The sequence below is a fragment of the Brevibacillus sp. 7WMA2 genome (assembly GCF_010748895.1).
Classification (GTDB): Bacteria; Bacillota; Bacilli; order Brevibacillales; family Brevibacillaceae; genus Brevibacillus_B; species Brevibacillus_B halotolerans.
Window position 1 is genome coordinate 4624181 of record NZ_CP048799.1, and the last position, 23140, is coordinate 4647320.

A 23140-nucleotide genomic window follows, 5' to 3' on the forward strand; every position below is an offset into this window, starting at 1 on the left:
TTGGCTTTACCAGACAAGCATCATATGAACGATAAAATCATTGTAAAGCCTGCTCCAATAATTGAAATTACTGTCTCAGGTAAATTGCTCGAATGGGAGCATACAACCGATCTTACCGCCACTATTGCACAGATTGAAAGCAATATACGTGCTTATGTTTCTGCTCAGAAAACAAAGATATTATATTCCGAGATTTACCGTCTGTTTAAAGTACCAGGTGTCATTGATTATAGTGAGGTCCAGTTAAACGAGGGTCAAGCTAATATCCCTATATCCTTTGCTACGATTCCCATTATCAAATCGGTAACGGTGACAGCGATATGAGGATGATTCCAGAGAGATATAGAGAATGTTTGCCGCCATACTGGTATGAAAACATAGCTACTATTCAGCATTTTGATGGAGCTGGCGGGGAGATAGATTACCAGCGAGGTAAGAAAACCGATCTGGAGCAACAAATGAATATCCAAACAGCCACATGGGGCTTGGTGTTTTGGGAATACATGTTTCAGGTTGTGCCAAAGTTTGGAGATTCCTATGAGACAAGACGGGCGAGAGTAATTGCAAAGTACCGACAGGTTAATCCATTTACTCCTGCTATGGCAATAGAAATAACTCAATTATTTATCTCACCAGATGGAATAGACCGAATTGGGATAACAGAAAGCCCAGATACAGGTTATTTCTATATCTCGGTTCCCCTATGGTCAATTTATGACATTGCTTCATGGGTACATGATATTCATAAGCGAAAGCGGGTTCCCCATGTTTTTATGCCGCAGTTAGCAAGCTACGATCGAATTGAGTTCGTTGAGACTATCAAAGTAAATCAGCGGAGATATCACAAGGTTCATGAGTTTCGAGTTCGCATGACCCCTCTTACATATCAAAATGAGGTGATTATTGATGGATAAAGCCTATTTGGAAAGGGTTGTAGAGGATTTGGCAAAGAGAGCGTCTACCCTTATATTAAATAACCAAACTGTCCAATTGAGGTCTATCAAGCAGGAGGGAGGTAATGTCATTGTGATCACAGAACCAGTGATCGGAATAACCAAAGTGTCCTCTTTGAAGCTATTGGACGATTTAGGGAATCCCATAACTGAAAGGACTGCGAACATAGATGTGCTGGACGATCAATCGTTGGAATTTCGGTTCGAATTTGAAGTGAGAGGAGTGAAAGAGTAATGCCGTACCAAGCAAAGCTTGACTGGCAGGGTGATGATCCTGTCATGGAGACAGATATTAATCGATGGGAAAAAGGGATTGACGATGCGCACAAGCTACTGGAACAGCATACGGTAGCGATTGCTGCGCTCCAGATCGAGGTACAGACGATTAAAGACGCATTGTTTAATAATTTTACAGGGAATGTGTTCTTCGAGAATTTTGTGACCTTAAATGACGTGAGCCTAACAGAAGGCTGGTATGACGAGGTTAACAAAAGGTTGGTGGTATAGTGGCAACGATAAAAAAACTTGAAAAACAATTCGATGAATTATCATATAGCGCACAAACACACACTTTAACCATACCAGGCCTAAATAGTATTAAGTCTGTAACGGTTAACACGGGGACGGTATCATATAAAGTGAGCGGCAATACTGTAACGTTCACTTTCTCCGGAGGTTCCCACACTCGTTGGGCACAGTCAGGTGGCTCCTATGTACCTTCTGAAACTAAAGTGGTAACTACTTCGCAAACAAGCTCATCCAATTCCTTTCCAGGTAGTATACCGTATAACGAAGGTGGATTCAGCGGAAATCTAGGTAAGAGTGGAAGCCCAACTGAAACACTAGTAAGTGGGTCTCCTGGAACCAGTAAGTCTGTATCTAAAAGCCATACGGTATCAAGTGGAAAAATGAATTCTTGTCCTGAAGCGGAGAGAAGTGCGGAAAGATCGTTACCTAGTTCTATCCCATACAATGAGGGGGGACTTAGCGGAACTTTATACCGCACTGGTTCCGTTTCTTTTGGGGCTTGCACCCGATCTGGACGTAACCCAGATGAATATTGGAGTATGACAGCAACGGCAACATATTCAGGGATGGCAACGAGACCTTCTACAGCAGTTTATAGATACACACAAGTATATAGTGGTCCTGTAACGAAATCCGGATACGATACAAGAAGCTATACCCATTACTATCAGTATGCGGTAACTATCGAGTATTCCGATAACTCTAATCCGAATATCAAACTCACGTCTCCACCCCAAAACCAAATGCTTGCGGAAAATGCTACGTTGGGTATTAAGGGGCACGTAACCGACACCGACAAGGACAACGTAGTCACAACAAAATACCGTATCGACAACGGTACGATAAGGGCGATTGCTTCCGGAGTGTCAGACGGATCAACGCCTATTTCTTTTGTCAAGAATTTACGATACAGCAACAAACGCATTTGGGATGGCACAACAGATATAACAGGCTCTGACCTAACCGAAAACACCGATTACACTCTATCTGTTTGGGCTGAAGATGACCAAGGTGGTAAATCTACCGTGTTTGGATTTACGTTCCGAGTCGTCCACAACCGACCACCCGTTATTAGCGGTCAAAATGAAGACCTTGGCACACTTAGTTCTGTTCCTTCAAAGAAATACACTGTCACAGAGCCAGAGGGTGACACGTTTACCATCACGGAGAAAATCAATGGTAAGGCAATCCGTACATTCGCTGGAACTGACAAAATGGAAAATACGTTGACTATCCCACTGGACATGTGGCTGCGGCTCTCTTTAACAGAAGCCCACACATTAACGATCGAGGCAACCGACAGTAAAGGCTTGAAGTCGACTAGGACGTTTACTTTCCATCGATCAGCCGACAAGATAGCATTCTCTCTAAAGAAACCTTTTGATACCACTATCGCTGCTAAACGTATTCTTATAACGATTGATGCGACAGTTCCTCCTGGTGCAGATTATAAAGTCGAGGTGTGTAACAATGCGTTTGACGATTCGCCTACGTGGGAAGATGCCACTAACAACGTCAAATTCAACCGTGGCTTTATCTTCACCAACAAGGAAAAAACAGCAGAAAAATGGGGCGTTAGTGTGCGCTTTGTTTTTGTTAAAGGAGTTGCAACTGAGTCTGTGATTGTAAAAGGATTCGGAGGTGCATTCGATTGATTTTAATGAAACCTATGGATTTAGATGAATTGGAGAAAGAGCGGGAGAAGGGTAAAATCTCGCCAGAGTTAATAGAAGCCTATGAAGCTATTGCTCAGTTACAAGAGATGGTAACTAGAATGGAAGCAAAAATAAAAACACTAGAAGGAGAGAAGTAGAAATGGTTAAAGCGTATATGATTCCTGTGTACAGCCTATTGGTAAAAGTCGGTCGCAGAGAAATTGAATCTTTACCAGAAGTTTATAGGGTTCCCGTAGCAGAATATTTAGTTGAACAAACTGAATCATAAAACGCCTTTTCCGATCTGGAGAGGCGTTTTTTCGTGGGGAGCTGCGGCTCCCTATTTTATTTACCCCAAGGGGTATGATAAGGAGAGGAAAAGCATGGAAGAGAGCGTAATGAACACATTGCTTCAACAGGGCCCGTTCGCTGCTCTGTTTGTTTGGCTGTTATTCTCTACAAAAAAGGAAGGAAGAGAGCGCGAGACCCAACTAGTGAAACAGGCTCAGACACGCGAAGCCAAGCTCATGGAGCATAACGAGCGGATGGTAATTCAATTAGAACGTAATACCACTACATTGCAACAGATCGAACGCAGTCTAAACGGCTTAGAAAACGAATTACAAGAGCTAAAAGAAAAGGTGGGCTAATGATGATAGAAATTGGTTTAGTAATTGCAGTCGTAATGGCGTCAGGAGCATGGTTGAAAACACGGAGCTGGTTCCCAAACGATTACATTCCTCTTGCTATTGTTGTGATGGCGATAGCTTATAATGCGATCAATGCTTTACTCTACGGTGGCGACTTACTCGAAGCTGGCAAGATTGCGTTTCTTGAGGCAACAGCTGCTATTGGGATTCATTCGGGTACAAAAAACTCGTTCCAGAAAAGAGATGTGGAGCAATGAGACCACAGGACTTTATAGACAAATTAGCCCCTATTGCTATCCATGAAATGCAACGTACCGGTATCCCTGCATCCCTAACCATTGCACAAGGGATATTAGAATCAGGATGGGGAGCTTCCGAGCTGGCAGTTAATGCAAATAACTGGTTTGGCATTAAGGGAGTCGGACCTGCAGGTAGTTACGAAAGGGATTCTCCAGAAGAAGAACATGGAAAGAAAATAACAAGGAAATCTCCTTTTCGTAAATATCATGACTGGGAAGATTCTGTGTGTGATCATTCGGAGTTTTTGTTGAGACCACGTTACGGCAAGATTATTAACACCGATTGGCGTACTGCTTGCCATGAGATTGAGAAAGCAGGATATGCAACAGATTCACAATACGCTGAAAAGCTTATCAAACGAATCGAAGAGTACCAACTTTATAAATATGACCAGGGAGTTGATAGAGTGGCCACACCTATTTTAATTATCGATCCAGGACATGGAGGTACTGACTCAGGTGCAGTCGGGAATGGAATGAGGGAAAAAGACCTAACTCTCCAAATTAGCTTGTACCAATTTAATAGATTTAAAGAGCCAGGATTGCCAGTTGCTATTACAAGAACAGCAGATACTACCCTGATGCCCCCACAGCGCACAGGAGCGGTTAAGCAGAGTAGGGCTAAGTATTGCATTTCAAACCATATAAACGCTGGTGGTGGCGAAGGTGTGGAGGCTATCCACTCGATTCATGCTACTGACAAGCTGGCAAAAGTGCTCGTTCAATCAGTCGTGGATTGCGGCCAGAAATTCCGTAAGGTGTATAGTCGCCTGGGGAATGTTGGTACTGACTACTATTTCATGCATCGAGAGACAGGCACTGTAGACACAACGATCATGGAATATGGTTTTATCGACAATACGGGTGACGCAGCACTGTTAAAAGCTAACTGGGAGATGTATGCAGAGGCTGTTGTCAAAGCATTTTGTGGATACGTGGGACATCCGTATAAACCAAAAGGAGGAGTTGCATCTATGAGTGATCTAGATAAATCATTAGAGGTTCTTGTAAAAGCTGGCATCATTAAAACGCCTGAATATTGGCAAAATAACGCCACCAAAGGTGGAACCGTACTAGGTGATTATGCTGCCACGTTAATTATCAATATGGCTAAAAAATTAGGTTCTACTTAGTTTGAAGAGATTTTATTAGTAGGTGATACTATTGACCGATGAACTCATGAAAGAACATTGTAAAAGAATACTTAGACGAATTGCTTGGCGCTTACAATACACCTCTAAAAAACGCAGTATTAGTGAAACAACAATGATTGAACCACGATTTGGTGAAGATACGATGGAAACTGTAGCCTCTCAACTCTATGTACAACAGTTATTAAGTGAACTTCCTGAAAAAGCACGTTTTATCATCAGAAGTACCGTAATTGACGGAATGACTGAAGAGGAAGTAGCTAGAAAATTAAACATCACAAGACAAGGAGTTAATAAATGCAAAATAAAATATCTAAGGTTACTAGCAAAGAGAATAACTCGTTCTATATAATGCTAAAACGTGCTCAAACTGGTGATAATCAGGCTTCGATGGAAATCATTGGATATCTTGAACCGGACATGGAATATCTCGCGTGTTTTATTAAAATGTCAAGGGAGGATAGCATTCAGGAAATGAAGGTTGCCATGATAGAAGCTATTCGCAAAGGCGATATTTGGCCAAAGAGTGCTTGATACTCTCCGATATCTAAAGGTAGTGGTTTTACGTCGCAATTAATAAAAATAAATTAGTTGCTATTTCCTTTGATTTTTTACCTAGATAAGTGAAAGGTGATTCTGGCCAGATTATCTTATCTTATACTAGTAGGTGAGTTTAATAAATGAGTAGAATTTTAAAAGGTAGAACAATTATTATTGATCCAGGGCATGGTGGGCGATTCGATGGAAAGACCAATCGTGATAGAAAAGAAAAAGATATTACTTTAGAAATGAGTAAAATTCTTAGAGATAAACTAGAGGAAAAAGGTGCAACGGTTTATTTGACTCGTACTCGGGATACAGATTTTGGTGGCAAAGATATCAACGATGATATCAATAAACGAGTAAAGTACATTAATAAAAAGTTTTCTCGAATGGATGTATTAGTCAGTATTCATGTAAACACTGAATACGGTCGAGTTGGTGCATTTCATCATCCCGACGCAAAAGCCTCCAAAACTTTGGCTAAAGATATTGCCATTAATAATGATATGAACTATTACGAAGAGGACTTTGCAATACTACGAGACACTAAGGCCAGTGCAAAAACGTTACTTGAAATTGGCCAAATTGATGAAAGCTGGTTAGATAGTTCCCGAGAATTATCTTACGTTGCTAAAAATATTGTAAGAGGTATTATTGACTATTTTGATGATTTGCGAACAGCACGTTGGTAACTTAAAAGTCATAAGAGTATATAGAAGCTATAAAAAAAGGTTGAGCGAAATTAGAACTGCTCAACCTTTTTTGTAAAGAGGACGGCTTAACAAGGGATTAATTTTTTTAAGTCAACCCTTTATTAAATTTAGTTATTCTTTCAATAAATGCATCGATTTTGTCAAAATGTTTAATGTGCAATTCGGCTTTACCACCTTCAGTATTGTTTTTTACATAATAAGTTTCAAGAATGATTGTTTTTAGTTCTTGTATTAGACCCTTGATTTCAATTAGCTCCTTTGATTTATTATTACCAACTGAAGCACTAATATTTTCAAAATGTGAAAAAATCTCAGTAAATTTAAAATAGATTGTTTGTAAGTCCCCGCGACCTATAGCAGTATCAATGGTTGATGAGAACTCTTTTATATTTTCAAGTTTCTTTTTTACATTAATAATAATATCAGTGCTTTTCTTATCTGAATTAAGCAAGTCTTGTATTTCATCGTAAGTAGTTAAAAGAAGAAATAAATTATGTCCTGCAAGAATTTCCAGTCTTAATTCAAGTTCCTTTTTTTCGGTTTGAAGATTAATTGCATAAATGCAAATCAATAGAAAGAGTACTACTATACCGATTTTCTTTGCCATGTAATTACAACTCCTCTATTTAATACCTTATTGTCCTAATCTTATGGACGATTATTCATTTCCAAAAGTTTCATAAACCAGTAACTTTTCTTCTTCGTACAAACATTACAATAGTAGAGGGACTGAGAAAATTTTGAATGAAGCATGTTTTTCTATTCAATCCGTTTACTCTTTTACGCAATAAGTACATCTTTGTTCTCATCATCATATTTCGTTTTATATTCTGGGGAGAAGGCAATCCTTCTTGTTGTTTATAAGCATCTCTCTAAGGTTATGAATTACATTATTGGTATAGAAAATAGGACACTTCAAGGTCAATGGACTTTCTATAATCAAATGGGAATGAAGGATAAGGCTGTTAGGATCGGTCAATTGGCAGATGAACTAAGGGTTGCTAGTGGGCAAGCAAGAAAGAATTAATAAGAACAGTTTAAAGAGCATGTCAGCACACACTTGGAATGCCTTTTTTGATTGAACAGGAACATGCGTTCCGTTTCTGGCCATTTTGTGGTAAAATAAGAATAGAAAACAAATTACAAATGCTCTATGAAAATACAAGGAGAAATGGAAAAATTGCATTAAAACATAAAATGATACCATATATTGTATGCGAAATGATCACGAGCACAAAATATGGTATTATAAACTTTTTTGAAATAAAATGCAATACAATTGGTGACTTTTTTAAGGGAATAACTTAGAATTAAATTAATAACTAAAGAGGAGGATGAAGAAACATGTTAAATGTATTTGATGTCGCTGTGTTTTTTTTATCAAAGAGTGTTTCAGACACGCCTCATGCTATTACCCATTTAAAATTACAAAAGCTTGTATACTATGCTCAATCTTGGCATAAAACCATACTAAATAAACCATTATTTAATGAAGAAATCGAAGCCTGGGTTCACGGACCAGTTATACCTTCTTTATACAGTATGTACAAACACTGGGGATATGACGTTATTACTCCACCACAAAAAGAAACTTTAAATCAAATAAACATAAAGCTCGATTCACTTCCGAAGACAAAAGCTATACTTGAATTTGTATGGGGGCTTTATGGTACCTATACTGGAAAAGAGCTTGAAGAATTAACCCATCGAGAAGCACCTTGGAGAATTGCTCGTGGAGATGTTGCTAACCATGACCATTCCAATAATATTATTACATTGGAAAATATGAGTAATTATTACAAACAATTTTTAGTAGGGGAAAGTAATTAATACTTCTTTCCTCTCTTTTTTTGTACAGAGGGTGGTTTGATTAAATGGAGAAAATTAGATGGTCATTATTGTTCTTTTCATTAATAATTATTAGTCTACAGGTAGTTTTTATAGAAATGGAACAGAGAACATTCGAAAAGTTCCGTAAAAACGTTCGGGATTTGCCAAAAAGATTTAAATTTGTCCAAGAGTTTATATTTAAATCTTTAATTGGTGTTATTGTATTTATAATCCAGATAAGAATGGTTTGTGATTCTTGGGTCTCTTCACTTGGAAAAATCCTTATCAGAAATATATGGATTAGTTTAATTTTACTGCCGACTATTTTTATTACATTATTTAACTTTCTTGGCTCGTTATATATTAACAACATAATAGGATTAACAGTTAATCAATTTTTATTAGATATAATAACCATAACAACAAATATTTTGGGGATTGCCTTACCGATCAGTTTAACTCTTTATGTATTTTCTTATCGAGAACAAAAAACGGCATCAGCAAGTGGGATTTATTCTAGAAACAAGTCACTTATAATCTTTGTTATATTATCAATTTTAACAATTTTATTTGGGAAAACGCTAGTGTATGTTATAAAGCTAGATACAATATCAATGAATATTGATACTACTTACCCACATTCAACGAGGGTTATGATTTGGCTAATAGTAGCTTTTTTTTCGGTCATATACGGAATAAGAATGCTAATAGATACTTTAAGGAATGTGAACGTTCGTTGGTTGATAAATGATTTGTTGAAAGAAACTGATGATGTCATTTCTAATTTGCTATTCGCTCCAACAAAAAAGCGAAGAATCACTACGTACCCCATTTTACATATGTATATCGAAAGTATATATCAACTATTGACTGTTTCTGTTGAGAAAAATATGAATGAGGTTTATGAGATAAATTATAAGAAATGGGAGTTCATGTTGAGTAAATTATTTGAATGGCCACGTTTAAGTTACATAGATAATACGGTCAGATTCGAATATTTATTAAAAAAAGATAAGGTAGAATTTCAGGGGTTGTATAAGACCATACTAAGAAATCACATATCATTAATTAAAGAGTTATCAAATTATCATAAAATCGAAGAAGCATACAAAGCAATTAACACTTTCTTTGTTTTAAAGCCACGCTCCAAGGAATTAAATACTGAGTTTTTAACCTGCCTACAAGAATTGGCAATATTAATGTCTGGGGATAAGCATATTGGTCTTGATCCTATTTATAAAGGAATGGAAGAGTTAGCAAAAGATTGGGATGAGAAAAAAGGTTTAGTGTTAGTATATAAAGCTCTTTTAGTCAATGCTGTCCATCAAAATGATACAAAACAAATTTATAATAGTACACATTCTTTGTCGAGATGTACTGAACAAGAAGAATTTTCACTTTTGCAATCTGATTTGCAGGAAGCCACGAAGAGACTACAGATGGTTGAAGGTATAAACTCTATTCCATTTAATTATATTGCACCTACAGGGGAAAATGAGCCAAAGGAATTACAAGAATTCAGGCTTGCAGTTATTTTTGTACTATTACAAGTAACCCTAAAAACAATTGAATTGGGGCAATATTCTTCAACAGGTTTTTTGATTAAATATATAATCACAAATTTTGATTATATATTATTTAATCCCGTGTTTAATGTGTTTTCAGAAAATAAGGCAAAAAATAATTTATATCTTAATAAATCAGAACCATATTCTAAAATTAATGTTTCCTTTAATTTCAATAAAAAGACAATAGAATACTGTTTGAATAAATTGGTTATTTTGACTTATGGACAACAAAAGTACATTAAGGAGAATATCATTGACTTTGGATTCGTGCCTGAGACCTATATTAATACTAAACATATTGATTGTTCATATTTGGAGCATTTATTTAATGCTATTGAAAAAGTGGGAGATAAATATAATTTGAATTTTATTGAGAATAAAGTTTTTTGGAAGGAGATCCAGGATGTTTTTACAGTGAAAGAACTTGTGTAATAGAGGTTAGAAATATAATACTAGACTAGATGGATCTTTAATTATTTATAACCCACGAAATCCCTCTAGGGGCTTCCTAGAGTAAAACAACTTAATAATCACCTTAAATAACATGAGAACCCCCTCCGTAGTGTAGGAGGGGGTGTCTTATTATCTACTGTACTCTTGAACTTCAAAGCTTTCAATATGACTGTAGCTAATGAAGTCTTTTCTAGAATTGAAAGGTCCGATGTTGTATTTCTTATTAACGATGTATGCTTCTCTACCGTTTCCTTTTGCTCTACCTTCATACCATTCGGTAAAGTTTCTGATTTCTTCATTTGTCATTTCAAATTCTTTGACTAAACCACTATCCATGTAGATTACTAAGAGTGCATTTCCAGTTAGATTTGGGTTAGGATTTGGCTTAGGATCGGGATTTGGATTAGGGTCTGGGTCTGGATCTGGAGTCGGGTCCGGATTAATTAGATTAGAAAGATTTAACTCTACTACATCTGAAGTAGCACCAGATGTGTGGTTATCAACAATGTAGGTACCTCCAATAACATATAATTTATCATTTACAATACCATCAGCACCTCCGCCTCTGTTTAGAGGGGGGATTGGGTAAGGTGTTAGTTTTTTTGTACTTACATCATAACTACATACTGTTAGGGGAGTAATAAAGATGATTTTGCCATCAAATTGTAAGGAACTATCAATAAACCCAATTTCATAAGAGAGTTCATCTGTTTGTGTCCATGTATCTTGTAAATGGTCATAAAGATATATAGTGAGTTTTTCTTCAGCGATATTAATATGAATCACGTATATAGAACCGTTATTAACAAACGGGTGTGCATATCCTTTAAAAGGCATAGGATTTTTAGAAATCCAAGAATTCGTTTCAGGATTAAATGAGTATACTAAATCAGTCTGTTCATCTCCCTTATGGATTCCCCCAAAAGTATAGATAGTATTATCTAAAGAAACAGCCTTAATCATACGAAGAGATGTTGGCATAGACTGAGCTGATGTCCATATTTTTGAAACAGGATCGAACACTTCAACAATGTTAGTCGGACCAGAACTACTGTCTCCCCCGATTGCATAGAACTTCCCTTGATTTTCTACAAATGCCATATCTGATCTAGCATGAGAAGAACTAGGTAACGTTTTCCACTTATCTTTTGCTGGATCATATACTTCAAGATTATCAAAGGAACCAATTCCAGGAGTTCCACCATATACATAAATCTTATTATCATATACTATGCCACCAACGCTGTATCTAGGAGTCGGGATTGGTGCTTTTTTAACCCATTCCATTTCTTCTGCTGCAAACGAATACGTTTGAAAACTAAACAAGGTCATAATCATCGCAATAGCGAATAATCCTATTTTCTTTAGGCTCATTTGTTTAACACTTTTACTCTATCTGTAGAGAAAGAGAAAAGTGCTTACCTCCTTTATGAGTGTATGTAAGAATAACGAATAAAAAATGTTGTAAGAATATTAGCTATGTCGGCCGACACATTTGCATTATACGAAATTAGATTTCATAAAACAAAACATAAATTGAAAAATATGTAATTAATTATGGTGCATTTTGTATATTTTTAAAAAAATATTTTCCTTTTTAATTTAGATAGTCAAAAACTGTTCGTTGCATAATCTCCTTAGTATCAAATAAAATAAGAACGCGTATTCGTATTTAAGGAGATGTTTTGATGGCTAGTAAAATCCTTGATCCGCTTGTAACGAAATTCATCTTACCAGAACATGCAGAAAGGTTACGGCAGTATCATGAGGATAAGAAGCTGATCGAGAAGCCGATCATTGAAGAGGATGAGCTGGCCGAGTTTTGCTACAGGATATCTGACTCACGTCAGTATGACTACGCCCTTACGATTAGCTGGTGGAAAGAGACAAAAGAGGGTAGAGGAGTAATTGAATCCGCATGGGGATGGGTAGATAGGTTTGATTCTCAATTTAAACAGATCAAGCTAAAGAACGATGAGGATTTCTGGTGGATTCCTGTTGAGGATGTAGTGAAGATAGGGAAATAAACTACTCTTAATTAGTTTCATACGTCCGGTCGTTTGGTAAAAACTTCTTCAAAATGAAACTTCAATACGACTTAAACCTTAGTAAAATTTATGAGTTAGTGATCAACTCTAATCCATGCTATGCCTTTTTATTAGACGGAAATAGCTTGATCCAAAATAAATTAATTGTGGCACATGTACTGGCTCACTGCGATTTCTTCAAGAATAATGTACGCTTCAGTAATACGAATCGCAATATGGTAGAAAGTATGGCAGCTAGTGCTGATCGTATCCGGGAGTACGAAATTGCCTATGGGAAAGAGAAAGTGGAGGACTTATTGGACGCTTGCATTGGGATTCAAGAGCATATTGATCCAAGACTGATCCAGCCCAAAAAAGAAAGAACAACGTTATATGCGGAAAAGACAGATACTCCTAAGACTTATAAGCCTAGCTCACCTTATGATGATTTGTGGAAGCTTGATCAAGATGCTCCGATAACAGATACTGAATCTAATCAGCATCAACGATTTCCCGAGCAGCCGGAGAAAGATTTACTCTGGTTTATTCAGGAATATAGCCCATATTTGGCACCATGGCAGCGTGATATCATGACCATTATACGTGATGAAATGTTATATTTTTGGCCACAAATGGAAACGAAGATTATGAATGAAGGCTGGGCTTCCTTTTGGCATTGCCGGATTCTTCGTGAAATGGACTTAACGGAAGCGGAAACAATTGAGTTTGCTAAGCTGCATTCCTCGGTCATACAGCCATCTACGACTAGTATTAATCCGTATCATTTAGGCTTAAAAATGTTTGAAGATATTGAAATGCGTTATAATAATCCTACGAAAGAAGAACAGGAGCGTTTCGGTCGCAAACCAAATCAGGGAATGGAAAAAATCTTTGAGGTGCGCGAATTAGAGGGAGATATTTCTTTTATCCGTAACTATCTTACAGAGGATCTTGTAAGGCGATTGGATATGTATACTTTTGGAAAGCAGGGGAGCGACTGGGTGATCACACAGAAGCAATGGGAGCTGGTGCGTGATCAATTGGTACTTTCCCGTGTAAATGGTGGATTCCCCTACTTGATCGTCCAAGATGGTGACTACCTGCGCAGCGGAGAATTGTATATCAAGCATCTATACGAGGGATTAGAGCTAGATGTGAAATATATTGAGAAAACCCTACCGTATGTTTATACATTATGGGGCAAAAACGTACACATTGAGACTACATTGGATGATCGGGCTGTGGCTTTTAGCTATGATGGGAAAAAGGTCCAACGAAAATTTTTATAGAATATAGCTAATCTGTTCGGTTAAAACAGATCAGGGTATGTACATCTCGAATCATCTGCATGGATGATACGGGATGTTTTTTGTTTGCTTGGACTATTCACAAAATCCTCTCTATTACTGACAAATTGCTAACCTTTTTTGAATAACAATATTACATATCTGTGAAGTTTAGTATAATAGCTAAAATGGCGTAAAAAACTAAGGAGTAATCTGTTAGTTGCATAAGAAGCATAGCGACTCAGGGGATATAGCACCTTAGCTTATCTACAGGAAACTAGACATCTCGAGCAGAAGGAGCTTAGCCTGTTCATGAACAAACCTGGCAAAAGGAAGTTACAGCTTAGCTTACACACAAAAATTATCTTGCTTATTGGAATTGTCGTTATTAGTTCTCTATTGGTTACAAATGTGCTGATTAGCAGGGATATTGCTAGCCAGACCAAGGATAGCTTGTCTGAGAAGGTGACCGATATTGGGCGAATTGTAGCTAATTCGGTGATTGTTATTGAGGGGTTAACAGGCAAGCGAGATCAAGCCGAAATTCAGACCTTCTCTAATCGGATTAAAGATTTGACGAATGTGACCTTTGTGGTCGTGCTTGATATGAATTTAATTAGAAAATCCCACCCGATTCCTTCCAGAGTAGGACAATCCTTTTTGGATCGAGAAGATGCGAACGCTTCATTATCTGGTAAGGAATACATTTCTATCGCAGTAGGAGTGCTGGGGGAGGCTTTACGAGTATTTACACCTGTATATGATTACAATGGAAAACAGATTGGCGTTGTGACTGTCGGAATCGCATTAGATGATGTAGGAAAGGCAGTTAAGCAGAGCCGATCGGTGATTTATCTAAGTATGATACTCGGGATTGTAATTGGTATTATTGGAGCGTTGCTGCTAGCCAGACATATTAAAAAAATTCTGTTTGGACTAGAGCCCTTTGCTATTGCGAAAGTGTTAGAAGAACAAAACGCGATGCTTCAATCCGTACGTGAAGGCGTTATAGCCGTGGATCGGGAAGGAATTATTACCTTGGTCAATTCGGAGGCCCGCCGATTATTACAGCTAGCGGACAGCTCTGAAGAAATCGTAGGAAAGTGCGCTAGTGACCACATGTGGATATTGGAGGAAACTCTGCGTACGGGCAAGGCACAGTTAGATGAGCATTACAGCATCAATGGAATCTCTCTTGTGATTAACTGTGTGCCAGTAGTGGTTGATGATCAGGTAGTAGGGGTTGTGGCTACGTTCCGAGATAAAACAGAAATACAACAACTGGTAGAACAAATTACAGGAATCCAGCTCTATGCTGATGCACTTCGGGCCAAATCGCACGAATTTAAAAATAAATTGCATGTCATTCAAGGCATGATACACATGGGCTATTATGACCAGCTCAATGAATATATTAAACAAATTTCCATTCAGCACCAAAAAGAAATTGGATTTATTGTGAGAAGGATTAAGAGCTCAGTGTTCGCTGGATTTTTATTAGGGAAAATTAGCGATGCTAGAGAAGATGATGTAGAGCTGATTTTAAATGAAGAGAGCTATTTAGCGGAGACGGAGGATTCGGAGCTGATTCATTCTCTCATTACCATAGTTGGAAATCTGATTAATAATGCTATGGAAGCCTCTATACAAGCAGAGGTTAAAAAAGTAGAGCTGAAGATTGAACAAACAGAAGAGCAGATTTTAATTGAACTAACCGATAGCGGACAGGGAATTCCACCAACATTTAGACGAGAAATCTTTGTGAAGGGTTTTTCGACTAAAGGAGAAAATAGAGGATTGGGGCTGTATTTTGTTACTCAGCATGTGGATAAGTGGAAAGGTGAGATTGCTATCCATTCTGTTGAGGGCAAAGGAACAAGCTTTGTAATAGCCCTGCCTTACAAAATGAAGGATGAGTATGATGATTAAGGTGCTAATCGTAGAGGATGACCCAATGGTAGCGGAATTTAATAAAAGATATCTAGAGATGGTAGAAGGCTTCACCGTTCAGGCAGTGGCCAATGATGTTAAGAAGGCTTTAGAGATTATTGATGAGATAGAGGTTGATCTCGTTCTCCTTGATGTGTTTTTGCCTGGAAAAAGTGGGTTTGACTTTCTCACACAAATACGTCAAAGAGAAAGAAGTATTGATGTCATTATGATCACGGCAGCATGCGATACGAAAAGCATTAATAAGGCGCTGCAATTCGGTGCTGTTGATTATTTAATTAAGCCGTTCGAATTTGAACGCTTTCAGGAGGCGCTTCAAGATTACAAAGAGAAAGCTAGTGTGATGAAACGCCAAAAAAAATTAAGTCAAACCGATTTGGATAAATTTTTGTTAGCAAAGGATAAAGATCATACCCAAATTTTATTGGACCTTCCCAAAGGATTAACGCGCACGACGTTGCAATTGATTTGGGATCATATTACCGAGAGAAAAGGACAAGCATTCTCCACGGAAGAAATGGCGCACGAGGTAGGGATTTCACGTGTATCCATGCGGAAATACTTAAATTTTTTAAGCGAAATCGGAGTATTGAAGGCTGAAATTATGTATGGTACGGTAGGACGGCCTGTGTGTAAACACCGTACAGTTGAGGATAGCAGCGAGCGCATTAAACAATATATGTAAGAAAAAGGCGACTAGCATTTGACTGGTCGCTTTTTTTATTTATGAAAGCGGACATCCTACCTATTCAGTTACATTAGTTACATAATCGATTTAATAAGTTATATAAGGTAGGCAGAATAGAAAAGTAGGATTATGATAGAACCATAAAGAATGTGAATTGATTCACAAGGGTAAAACAAATAACTCACTTATTTTTTTGAACCATAATGTGAAAGTATTCACATTTTCGATACAAGGGGGAGTGCTCGATGAACATCGGGGAAATTTTTATTAGCACATTAACAGATAGCAAAATTGTTAGTGCCATTAGTTCTTCTGTCTTCATTATTTTCTTAGGATTCTTTTTACGCAAGAAAGAAGTTTTATCAAAGCAAACAGCTAAGATTCTAAGCAACGTTATCTTATCTGTGGCTCTTCCAGCACTAGCATTTACGGCCTTTATGACTGACATTGATACTGAATCCTTGAAACAAGGGATTAACCTTCTGATTTGGGGAATCTTGGTCTACATCGTACTCATTATTGTTTCTAAACCACTGTTTGCTAAATATGCAGGTGATAAACAAGATGTATTACGTGTTCTAACGATCTTTGGTTCTACTACTTTCTTCGGAATTCCAATTGTACAAGTTATGTATGGTGCAGTTGGTGTTATGTACGCTTCTATCTTTAACATTGGATATCGAATTTTCCTTTACTCTTACGGCTATATCAAAATGTCTGGTTTAAAAATGGAAGCGAAAAACATCAAGACAATGTTCTTAAATCCAATCGTATTAGCTACCTTTGCAGGATTGTTTATCTGGATGTTCCAAAATTACATTCCACAGGTTCACATGATGGCAGATGGAAAAGAAGCAAGTTACGCATTCCTGCGCATTGATAAAACAGCTTTGTGGCTATTCAAACCAATGGATTATCTAGCTAAATTAGCTTCTCCACTTGCTTGGTTGTCTATCGGTGCTACTCTAGCTGAGATTTCTTTAAAAGATGCTGTAAGAGTTAAAGATGCTTGGTACTACAGCTTAAACAAAGTAGTTATTGTTCCAATTATTAATATCGTGATCTTGACTGTGCTAACAGTGACTGGTCTATTGCCAGTATCTCACGTAGCTCTAGCAACAGTAGTAATCATGATGGCTACACCAACAGCAACAGTGGCAGCAGCTTATGCCATCAGCTTTGATAAAGAGGCAGTATTAACATCTAACTGCTCCTTGTTATCCACAATACTTGGTGTCCTAGCAATGCCTTTATGGATTGTCGTCCTAGAAATGATTAAATCTATGGGACTGTTTGTATAAAAGAAATAACGAAATACAGAGAAGCTTATAAATAGGTTCACAACAGAGAGGGAGGATTTCAAATGAAAACAGTTAATCTAGTTTGCTATGGTGTACGAGATGTAGAGGTTGAATTCTTTAAAAAACTAAACAAATTTAATTATAATTTAACACTAGTAACAGATTTAATGAATGATACGAATGTTGAGATGGCTAAGGGTGCAGATGCGGTTATGGTTCGCGGTAATTGTAAGGCGACTCGCACGAATATCGAAAAATTAGCTAGCTACGGAGTAAAATATTTACTGACTAGAACAGTAGGGTTTAACCATATTGACCTACAAGCGGTGAAGGATTGCGGTATGAAAGCTGCTCGCGTACCAGCTTATTCTCCAAATGCGATTTCTGAATTAGCACTTACACTTGGCATGATGCTGATGCGCAATGCTTCTTATACAGCTAATAAAACAAAAGACAAAGACTTCACAGTTGATGCTTCTATGTTTAGTAAGGAGATTCGCAATTGCACAGTAGGTATCCTAGGTACCGGTAAAATCGGGTTAACAACTGCTAAATTATTCAAAGGCTTGGGAGCTCATGTAGTAGCATACGATGTGTTTGAAAATGAAGCGGCTAAAATCATTGTAGATTACCTGCCTTTAGATGAAGTATTAGCAAAATCTGACTTGGTATCTGTACATGTTCCGTTCTTCAAGGATCAGAACTACAAAATGATCAACGATGAGTTCCTTGCGAAAATGAAAGATCAAGCTGTGCTAATCAACACTTCTCGCGGTGAGTTGCAAGACAACGAAGCAATTCTACGAGCTTTGGAAACAAATAAACTAGCTGGATTTGGTACAGACGTATTCGAAAATGAATCTACTTTCTTCTTCAAAAACTTGAAGGATCAGGCTTTGCCTAATGAAACAATTGAAAAACTAATCAACATGTTCCCTCGTGTACTGGTAACACCGCATATCGGTTCTTACACAGACGAAGCGCTTACCAACATGGTAGAAATCTCTTATGAAAACCTATATAGCTTCCTTACTCAGGGAAGATGTGATAACGAAGTAGCTTAACAATTTGGCAAAGGAATAGTTCCTTTGGTAAACAGCCACCTTTCATCTAGTTAGAGAAAGGTGGCTGTTTTGATTTGACTGATTTGTTCTATTGAATATGCAGTTGTTTCTGAGCCGGTTCGGGAATGTCCTTAATAGCTACGTTATCAAGTGTTATCACTTCACCTTGCTGATTGATTGTGAATTTAACTAAAGAGCCCTCAGGTATTTTAGAATCTGCGATGTAAGTTAGGATTTTCTTATTGCCATCTTTATCATAGGTAGGGAGAGTATATTCCTTGCCTTTGTCGGTTAAGTCTTTACCTTCACTTAACATGGCAGCGTAAAATTCTGTTTCATGACCTAACACATTGTATTGATCCCGTTCACAGCCCACCAAAGCCATACTTCCTAGTAACAGAATGATAAGGCCTAGATTCTTTTTCAATACAAACACACCCTTTCTATCGTTATCGATATGATGAAATCCCTTTATATACAACATTTCTGCAAAAAAGTCTTCTGCTTCAAGCGCTAGCTAAGTGGTGACTAGCTTACCAAATCAATAGGATATTCAGCGTACAATCACGAAAGTTATACAAAACATACGAAATATTCATTTAATTGTCAACTTTTTTGACAGCTTAAAATGGAACAGCCAGCCTTAGGTTTCCCACAACTTTTCCTTAAGGTGGACATTCACCTGACATACTCCCTTAGTAAATTGATACTTGTAAGAAGTTCTTCTTGCAAATCAATTATGAAGGAGTTTGATTTGAATGAATAAAAAAGCGTCGAAATGGATGATCGGAGCATTAGCTCTTGCAGTGTTTGCACCAACTGCTGCTTTTGCGGCAACTACTTCAAATGTAGAGACAACAAAAGTAGAACAAACCTTTCAAAAACGAGGACATTTTTCTTTAGAGGATAGACAAGCCAATCAGGAGGAATTAATGAAGATCATTAATAAATACAATCCTGATCTAGCTGACGATTTCCAAAAGCTGTTTGATCAGCAGGAAAAAATGAAAGAAAAACTTCCTCAAATGGATGAAGAAACGAAGAAAAAGCTAGATGAAATTCGTGAACAGGTAAAGGATGGCTCATTAACGCAAGAGCAAGCCAAGGAAGAGATGGAAAAGCTTGGACTGAAAGGCTTTGATAAGGTTAAGATGATCAAATTTAATAACTTAGATGAGGAAACAAAAAAGAAACTGGATGAAATTCAGGAACAAGTAAAAGCTGGAACATTAACGGAAGAACAAGCAAAAGAGGAAATGGAAGAGCTAGGCATCAAGCAGCCTGTTCATAAAATCATCAAGTTTGACGAAGAAATGAAAAAGAAACTGGATGAAATTCAGGAACAAGTAAAAGCTGGAACATTAACGGAAGAGCAAGCAAAAGAAGAGATGGAAAAACTGGGTGTCAAGAATGTGATCTATAAAGACATCAAACTTGACGATGAAACCAAGCAAAAACTAGATGAAATTCAAGAGCAAGTAAAAGCTGGAACATTAACGAAAGAACAAGTAAAAGAAGAGATGGAAAAACTGGGTGTCAAGAATGTGATCTATAAAGACATCAAACTTGACGATGAAACCAAGCAAAAATTAGATGAAATCCAAGAGCAAGTAAAAGCTGGAACATTAACGAAAGAACAAGCAAAAGAAGAGATGGAAAAACTAGGTATCAAGCGTTTTAGTCATGAAGGAAAAGAGAATATCATGGAACAGATCAAAGCAGCCGCTGATGCAGATGATGCTGATACCGTAAACAAGCTACTACAAGAGTGGTTAGAAAAAATGCAAAACAAGAAAAATCCAAAAGCAGAGACAGAGTCTGAAGCAAAGGATGAGTAATTGAAATAGATAAGTAGCAAAAAAGCAAAGCTAGTGGCTACTATTACGGCAAATAGTAAGCTGCTAGTGGGTGTAAAAGGCAAGGTTAAAAAACGGCAGTAGTATCCGGCAAAGTAGCAGTAAGAATGCGGCAAAAAGTAGTATCCTCATGTTTATAGTACCCTCCCACTTTCAATATAATGCGTGATGATTGGCATGGCTTTCCTGAATTTACAGGAAGGCCATGCCTGTGTGTAGTTTTTTATGCATGAATTGCCAAAACATACCCTCTTTTCCTTTCGGGATGTTTTTCGTATTCTTTTGATAAAGCCCTAGCCTCATATACTGGAAGGGAGCAACTTATGCAAACAATTGTAATCGTAGAAGATGAAGTACCGATCTCTCGGGTTCTACAGGTATATTTAGAAAAAGCGGGATATCAGGTAGAGCTTGCCTTTGATGGTGAAGAAGCGATACATACATTTGAACGTGTGGCACCTTCCTTGGTTTTATTGGACGTCATGCTACCAGGGCAGAGTGGATGGAAGGTTTTAGAGCATATTCGTACCAAAAGTAGCTGTCCTGTCATCATGCTGACAGCGTTGGGTCAACTGGATCAAAAGATAAATGGGCTAAATCAGGGGGCAGACGATTATATTACCAAGCCTTTTATTGGTGAGGAGGTCGTAGCACGTGTCAATGCCGTTTTACGCCGCTCCTTACTGGTCATGGGTGACTGCCAAACTCGAATTTTTGGAAGTTTAAAAGTAGATTATCGAGCCCATTCTGTCACCTTGCACGGTATTGATCTTACTTTTACGCCACGTGATCTTTCTTTGTTTTTATTTTTAGCGCAGCATCCCAATCAGACCTTTACTAGAGAGCAATTAATCGAGCAGGTTTGGGGGATGGACTATGAGGGCAGTGATCGTGCTGTCGATCTTGCAGTGAAGCGTATCCGTAGAACCCTGCAAAATTGGCCAACCGATGAAGGAGAAATTCGTACACTACGAGGATTGGGGTATCAGTTCTGTGTCAATGAAAAATAAAGAGCGGAAAACGTTATTAACCTATTGGACAACTCGTTATGTATTAACCTTATGCGTTGGTCTTGTTGTCATTGGACTTTTCTCTAGCATGTGGATAAGCTACAATGAAACGCAAAAAAGGCTAGATGTCATGAGATACATGGCTCTGGAGATTTCGGAACAAATTGTATCAGCAGACGGGACGACGATTGTGATACCTGCATTCCTGCCACGATTGGTAGAGAATCGCCAACGTTTCATGGGTGGATTTAAGCCCATGGTTATGATATTAGATGCACACAAGCATATTATCTTTGGAAAATCAAATCGATTTGTTGACGATATCCTCCGCCGAATCTCTCCAGATTGGGAAGAAGATCAGGTCGTGCAAGAAATACAGACGCGCTCAGGAGATACTGCCATTTTTCTTACCCAGAAGATAGAGGAGAATGGTCAAACACTGGGGTGGGTATTTCTCTTCTCGCCGAAAAAAGAGATGGATCGCAGCATAGAGACGTTGCAACAATTATGCATTATGCTAACAAGTCTTGGACTATTAGGCTGGATCGTGATTTATTATCTAACAAAAAAATTATCAGAGCCCGTGAAGGAAGTAGCGGATGCCGCTAAACAGATTGTGACGGGACACTATGATATTGAACTAAAGAAGGATATCAAGGAAAAGGAAATCTATGAACTAATTCATTCGTTTAAAGATATGGCTGATCGACTACGGCAGTTAGAATTGATGCGAACGGAGCTATTGGCTGGAGTTACCCATGAGCTGAAAACACCCGTTACCTCTATCAGTGGGCTGTTACAAGCGGTTAAAGATGATGTGGTGACCGGTGAGGTAGCAAAAGAGTTTCTGGAGATTTGCTCCAAAGAAATTGTGCGCTTACAAAAAATGGTGGAAGATTTATTAGATTTTAACTCATTTGCAGTAGGAGATATTAAAGTTAACAAACAACCACAGAACATGAATCATCTGGTGCAGGAAATTACGCATCAATGGCTCATTGGACAAGATGAGAATACGCTTGTCCTACAGACGAATATTCCTGAACAAGAAGTATGGATTGACACCGACCCGCTACGTATACAGCAAATTTTATATAACCTATTAAATAACGCAAAACAAGCAACAGGATTAAACGCAATGATACAGGTAACTCTATTACAGCAAGATAACGTTCTTCAAATTTGTGTTCAAGATAATGGTGTCGGCATTCCAGCAACAGAAAAGGAATATATTTTTGAGCGATTTTATCGCGGAGAAGAGAAGAAGCACAAGGTTAGAGGGCTTGGATTAGGATTACCCTTTAGTAAAATGATGGCAAAGGCACTGGGTGGCGATCTTGAATTGATAGAGAGTGTTCAGGAAAAGACCATTTTTACGTTGTCGTTAACCAAATGAGGAACATCAAAAAGATTATCCACAGATAAATAAAAACATTCTATAGAAGTTGTCCACAATTACTGATTTCAAAGGTAGCTGTGGACAACTTTTTTTAATAGTCCTTTTGCTATCTTGTAAAGGCTTCCTTTCCTTTGCCCCCATTTTTCACCAAGTTTCCCACAAGACAGACATCTAGCTGACATACAGCGAACTTATAGTTAGTTCATCACGAATGCG

Annotated in this window: 26 protein-coding genes and 1 pseudogene; 24 read left to right on the top strand and 3 right to left on the bottom strand. The window is 37.8% G+C overall.

Annotation, left to right across the window (positions count from 1 at the left end; all coding sequences use genetic code 11):
* The 13 genes from GOP56_RS24075 to GOP56_RS20150 all read left to right on the top strand — a co-directional run bounded on the left by GOP56_RS24075 (position 1) and on the right by GOP56_RS20150 (position 6471).
* Positions 1-324 carry a hypothetical protein gene (locus GOP56_RS24075; protein WP_254068480.1) on the top strand — a complete coding sequence of 108 codons (324 nt, stop codon included), beginning with the start codon at positions 1-3 and terminating at the stop codon, positions 322-324.
* On the top strand, positions 321-914 hold the full coding sequence (locus tag GOP56_RS20100; protein WP_163246412.1) for a putative phage tail protein: 594 nt from the start codon (positions 321-323) through the stop codon (positions 912-914). Before GOP56_RS24075 ends, GOP56_RS20100 begins: the two co-directional genes overlap by 4 nt.
* A complete protein-coding gene (locus tag GOP56_RS20105) occupies positions 907-1188 on the top strand; it encodes a hypothetical protein (protein ID WP_163246414.1) in 282 nt (93 codons plus the stop codon). The genes GOP56_RS20100 and GOP56_RS20105 overlap by 8 nt, the downstream gene beginning before the upstream one ends.
* A complete protein-coding gene (locus GOP56_RS20110; RefSeq protein ID WP_096886914.1) occupies positions 1188-1460 on the top strand; it encodes a hypothetical protein in 273 nt (90 codons plus the stop codon). The genes GOP56_RS20105 and GOP56_RS20110 overlap by 1 nt, the downstream gene beginning before the upstream one ends.
* Positions 1460-3136, top strand: coding sequence for a hypothetical protein (locus GOP56_RS24080; protein WP_254068481.1), 1677 nt, complete (start codon positions 1460-1462; stop codon positions 3134-3136). The genes GOP56_RS20110 and GOP56_RS24080 overlap by 1 nt, the downstream gene beginning before the upstream one ends.
* Positions 3133-3294 carry a hypothetical protein gene (locus tag GOP56_RS20120; RefSeq protein ID WP_163244158.1) on the top strand — a complete coding sequence of 54 codons (162 nt, stop codon included), beginning with the start codon at positions 3133-3135 and terminating at the stop codon, positions 3292-3294. Before GOP56_RS24080 ends, GOP56_RS20120 begins: the two co-directional genes overlap by 4 nt.
* 2 nt (positions 3295-3296) lie before the next feature.
* A complete protein-coding gene (locus GOP56_RS24085) occupies positions 3297-3425 on the top strand; it encodes a CD1375 family protein (protein WP_254068482.1) in 129 nt (42 codons plus the stop codon).
* Positions 3426-3519: 94 nt separating this feature from the next.
* Positions 3520-3786: a BhlA/UviB family holin-like peptide gene (locus GOP56_RS20125; RefSeq protein WP_022584466.1), complete on the top strand. Its 267-nt coding sequence runs from the start codon at positions 3520-3522 to the stop codon at positions 3784-3786.
* Positions 3786-4043 (top strand): hypothetical protein, encoded by a 258-nt coding sequence (locus tag GOP56_RS20130; RefSeq protein ID WP_163246416.1) that lies wholly within the window; start codon positions 3786-3788, stop codon positions 4041-4043. Before GOP56_RS20125 ends, GOP56_RS20130 begins: the two co-directional genes overlap by 1 nt.
* Positions 4040-5218, top strand: coding sequence for a glucosaminidase domain-containing protein (locus GOP56_RS20135; protein WP_163246418.1), 1179 nt, complete (start codon positions 4040-4042; stop codon positions 5216-5218). The genes GOP56_RS20130 and GOP56_RS20135 overlap by 4 nt, the downstream gene beginning before the upstream one ends.
* A gap of 163 nt (positions 5219-5381) precedes the next feature.
* Complete coding sequence (locus GOP56_RS24090; protein WP_254068745.1) at positions 5382-5588, top strand: sigma factor-like helix-turn-helix DNA-binding protein; 207 nt, start codon at positions 5382-5384, stop codon at positions 5586-5588.
* On the top strand, positions 5534-5770 hold the full coding sequence (locus GOP56_RS20145) for a hypothetical protein (RefSeq protein ID WP_254068483.1): 237 nt from the start codon (positions 5534-5536) through the stop codon (positions 5768-5770). The genes GOP56_RS24090 and GOP56_RS20145 overlap by 55 nt, the downstream gene beginning before the upstream one ends.
* A gap of 146 nt (positions 5771-5916) precedes the next feature.
* Positions 5917-6471 carry an N-acetylmuramoyl-L-alanine amidase family protein gene (locus GOP56_RS20150; RefSeq protein WP_163246421.1) on the top strand — a complete coding sequence of 185 codons (555 nt, stop codon included), beginning with the start codon at positions 5917-5919 and terminating at the stop codon, positions 6469-6471.
* A gap of 106 nt (positions 6472-6577) precedes the next feature.
* Here the strand turns inward: GOP56_RS20150 and GOP56_RS20155 are convergent, their stop codons facing one another.
* Positions 6578-7099, bottom strand: coding sequence for a hypothetical protein (locus GOP56_RS20155; protein WP_163246423.1), 522 nt, complete (start codon positions 7097-7099; stop codon positions 6578-6580).
* Between the two features lie 737 nt (positions 7100-7836).
* On the opposite strand from GOP56_RS20155, the gene GOP56_RS20160 reads away from it, so the two are divergent.
* Together GOP56_RS20160 and GOP56_RS20165 are read left to right on the top strand one after the other, a co-directional pair.
* Positions 7837-8322 carry a Panacea domain-containing protein gene (locus GOP56_RS20160; RefSeq protein ID WP_119734014.1) on the top strand — a complete coding sequence of 162 codons (486 nt, stop codon included), beginning with the start codon at positions 7837-7839 and terminating at the stop codon, positions 8320-8322.
* Positions 8323-8366: 44 nt separating this feature from the next.
* A complete protein-coding gene (locus GOP56_RS20165; RefSeq protein WP_163246424.1) occupies positions 8367-10322 on the top strand; it encodes a hypothetical protein in 1956 nt (651 codons plus the stop codon).
* 150 nt (positions 10323-10472) lie between these two features.
* Here the strand turns inward: GOP56_RS20165 and GOP56_RS24270 are convergent, their stop codons facing one another.
* The gene (locus GOP56_RS24270) at positions 10473-11717 is read right to left on the bottom strand and encodes a Kelch repeat-containing protein (RefSeq protein WP_163246426.1); all 1245 of its coding nucleotides are present in this window, start codon (positions 11715-11717) and stop codon (positions 10473-10475) included.
* Positions 11718-12031: 314 nt separating this feature from the next.
* Between GOP56_RS24270 and GOP56_RS20175 the strand changes: the two genes are divergently transcribed.
* From GOP56_RS20175 to GOP56_RS20200, 6 genes and pseudogenes are all read left to right on the top strand, one after another.
* Positions 12032-12370 (top strand): YolD-like family protein, encoded by a 339-nt coding sequence (locus tag GOP56_RS20175; protein ID WP_163246428.1) that lies wholly within the window; start codon positions 12032-12034, stop codon positions 12368-12370.
* A 29-nt stretch (positions 12371-12399) separates the two neighbouring features.
* Positions 12400-13659, top strand: a pseudogene (locus GOP56_RS20180) (SpoVR family protein); the annotation flags it as partial.
* 309 nt (positions 13660-13968) lie between these two features.
* Positions 13969-15585, top strand: coding sequence for a DcuS/MalK family sensor histidine kinase (gene dcuS, locus GOP56_RS20185; protein ID WP_163246430.1), 1617 nt, complete (start codon positions 13969-13971; stop codon positions 15583-15585).
* Complete coding sequence (locus GOP56_RS20190; RefSeq protein WP_003339199.1) at positions 15578-16291, top strand: response regulator; 714 nt, start codon at positions 15578-15580, stop codon at positions 16289-16291. Before dcuS ends, GOP56_RS20190 begins: the two co-directional genes overlap by 8 nt.
* Before the next feature lie 248 nt (positions 16292-16539).
* A complete protein-coding gene (locus GOP56_RS20195; RefSeq protein WP_163246431.1) occupies positions 16540-17595 on the top strand; it encodes an AEC family transporter in 1056 nt (351 codons plus the stop codon).
* Between the two features lie 62 nt (positions 17596-17657).
* A complete protein-coding gene (locus GOP56_RS20200) occupies positions 17658-18659 on the top strand; it encodes a 2-hydroxyacid dehydrogenase (protein WP_003335318.1) in 1002 nt (333 codons plus the stop codon).
* 88 nt (positions 18660-18747) lie between these two features.
* Here GOP56_RS20200 and GOP56_RS20205 read toward each other — a convergent pair whose 3' ends face one another.
* Positions 18748-19095, bottom strand: coding sequence for a YxeA family protein (locus tag GOP56_RS20205; protein WP_231929151.1), 348 nt, complete (start codon positions 19093-19095; stop codon positions 18748-18750).
* Positions 19096-19417: 322 nt separating this feature from the next.
* Between GOP56_RS20205 and GOP56_RS20210 the strand changes: the two genes are divergently transcribed.
* From GOP56_RS20210 to GOP56_RS20220, 3 genes are all read left to right on the top strand, one after another.
* Positions 19418-20497: a hypothetical protein gene (locus GOP56_RS20210; RefSeq protein ID WP_163246433.1), complete on the top strand. Its 1080-nt coding sequence runs from the start codon at positions 19418-19420 to the stop codon at positions 20495-20497.
* A gap of 341 nt (positions 20498-20838) precedes the next feature.
* A complete protein-coding gene (locus GOP56_RS20215; RefSeq protein WP_003335315.1) occupies positions 20839-21525 on the top strand; it encodes a response regulator transcription factor in 687 nt (228 codons plus the stop codon).
* Complete coding sequence (locus tag GOP56_RS20220) at positions 21515-22921, top strand: HAMP domain-containing sensor histidine kinase (protein ID WP_163246893.1); 1407 nt, start codon at positions 21515-21517, stop codon at positions 22919-22921. The genes GOP56_RS20215 and GOP56_RS20220 overlap by 11 nt, the downstream gene beginning before the upstream one ends.
* Positions 22922-23140: the final 219 nt, after the last annotated feature.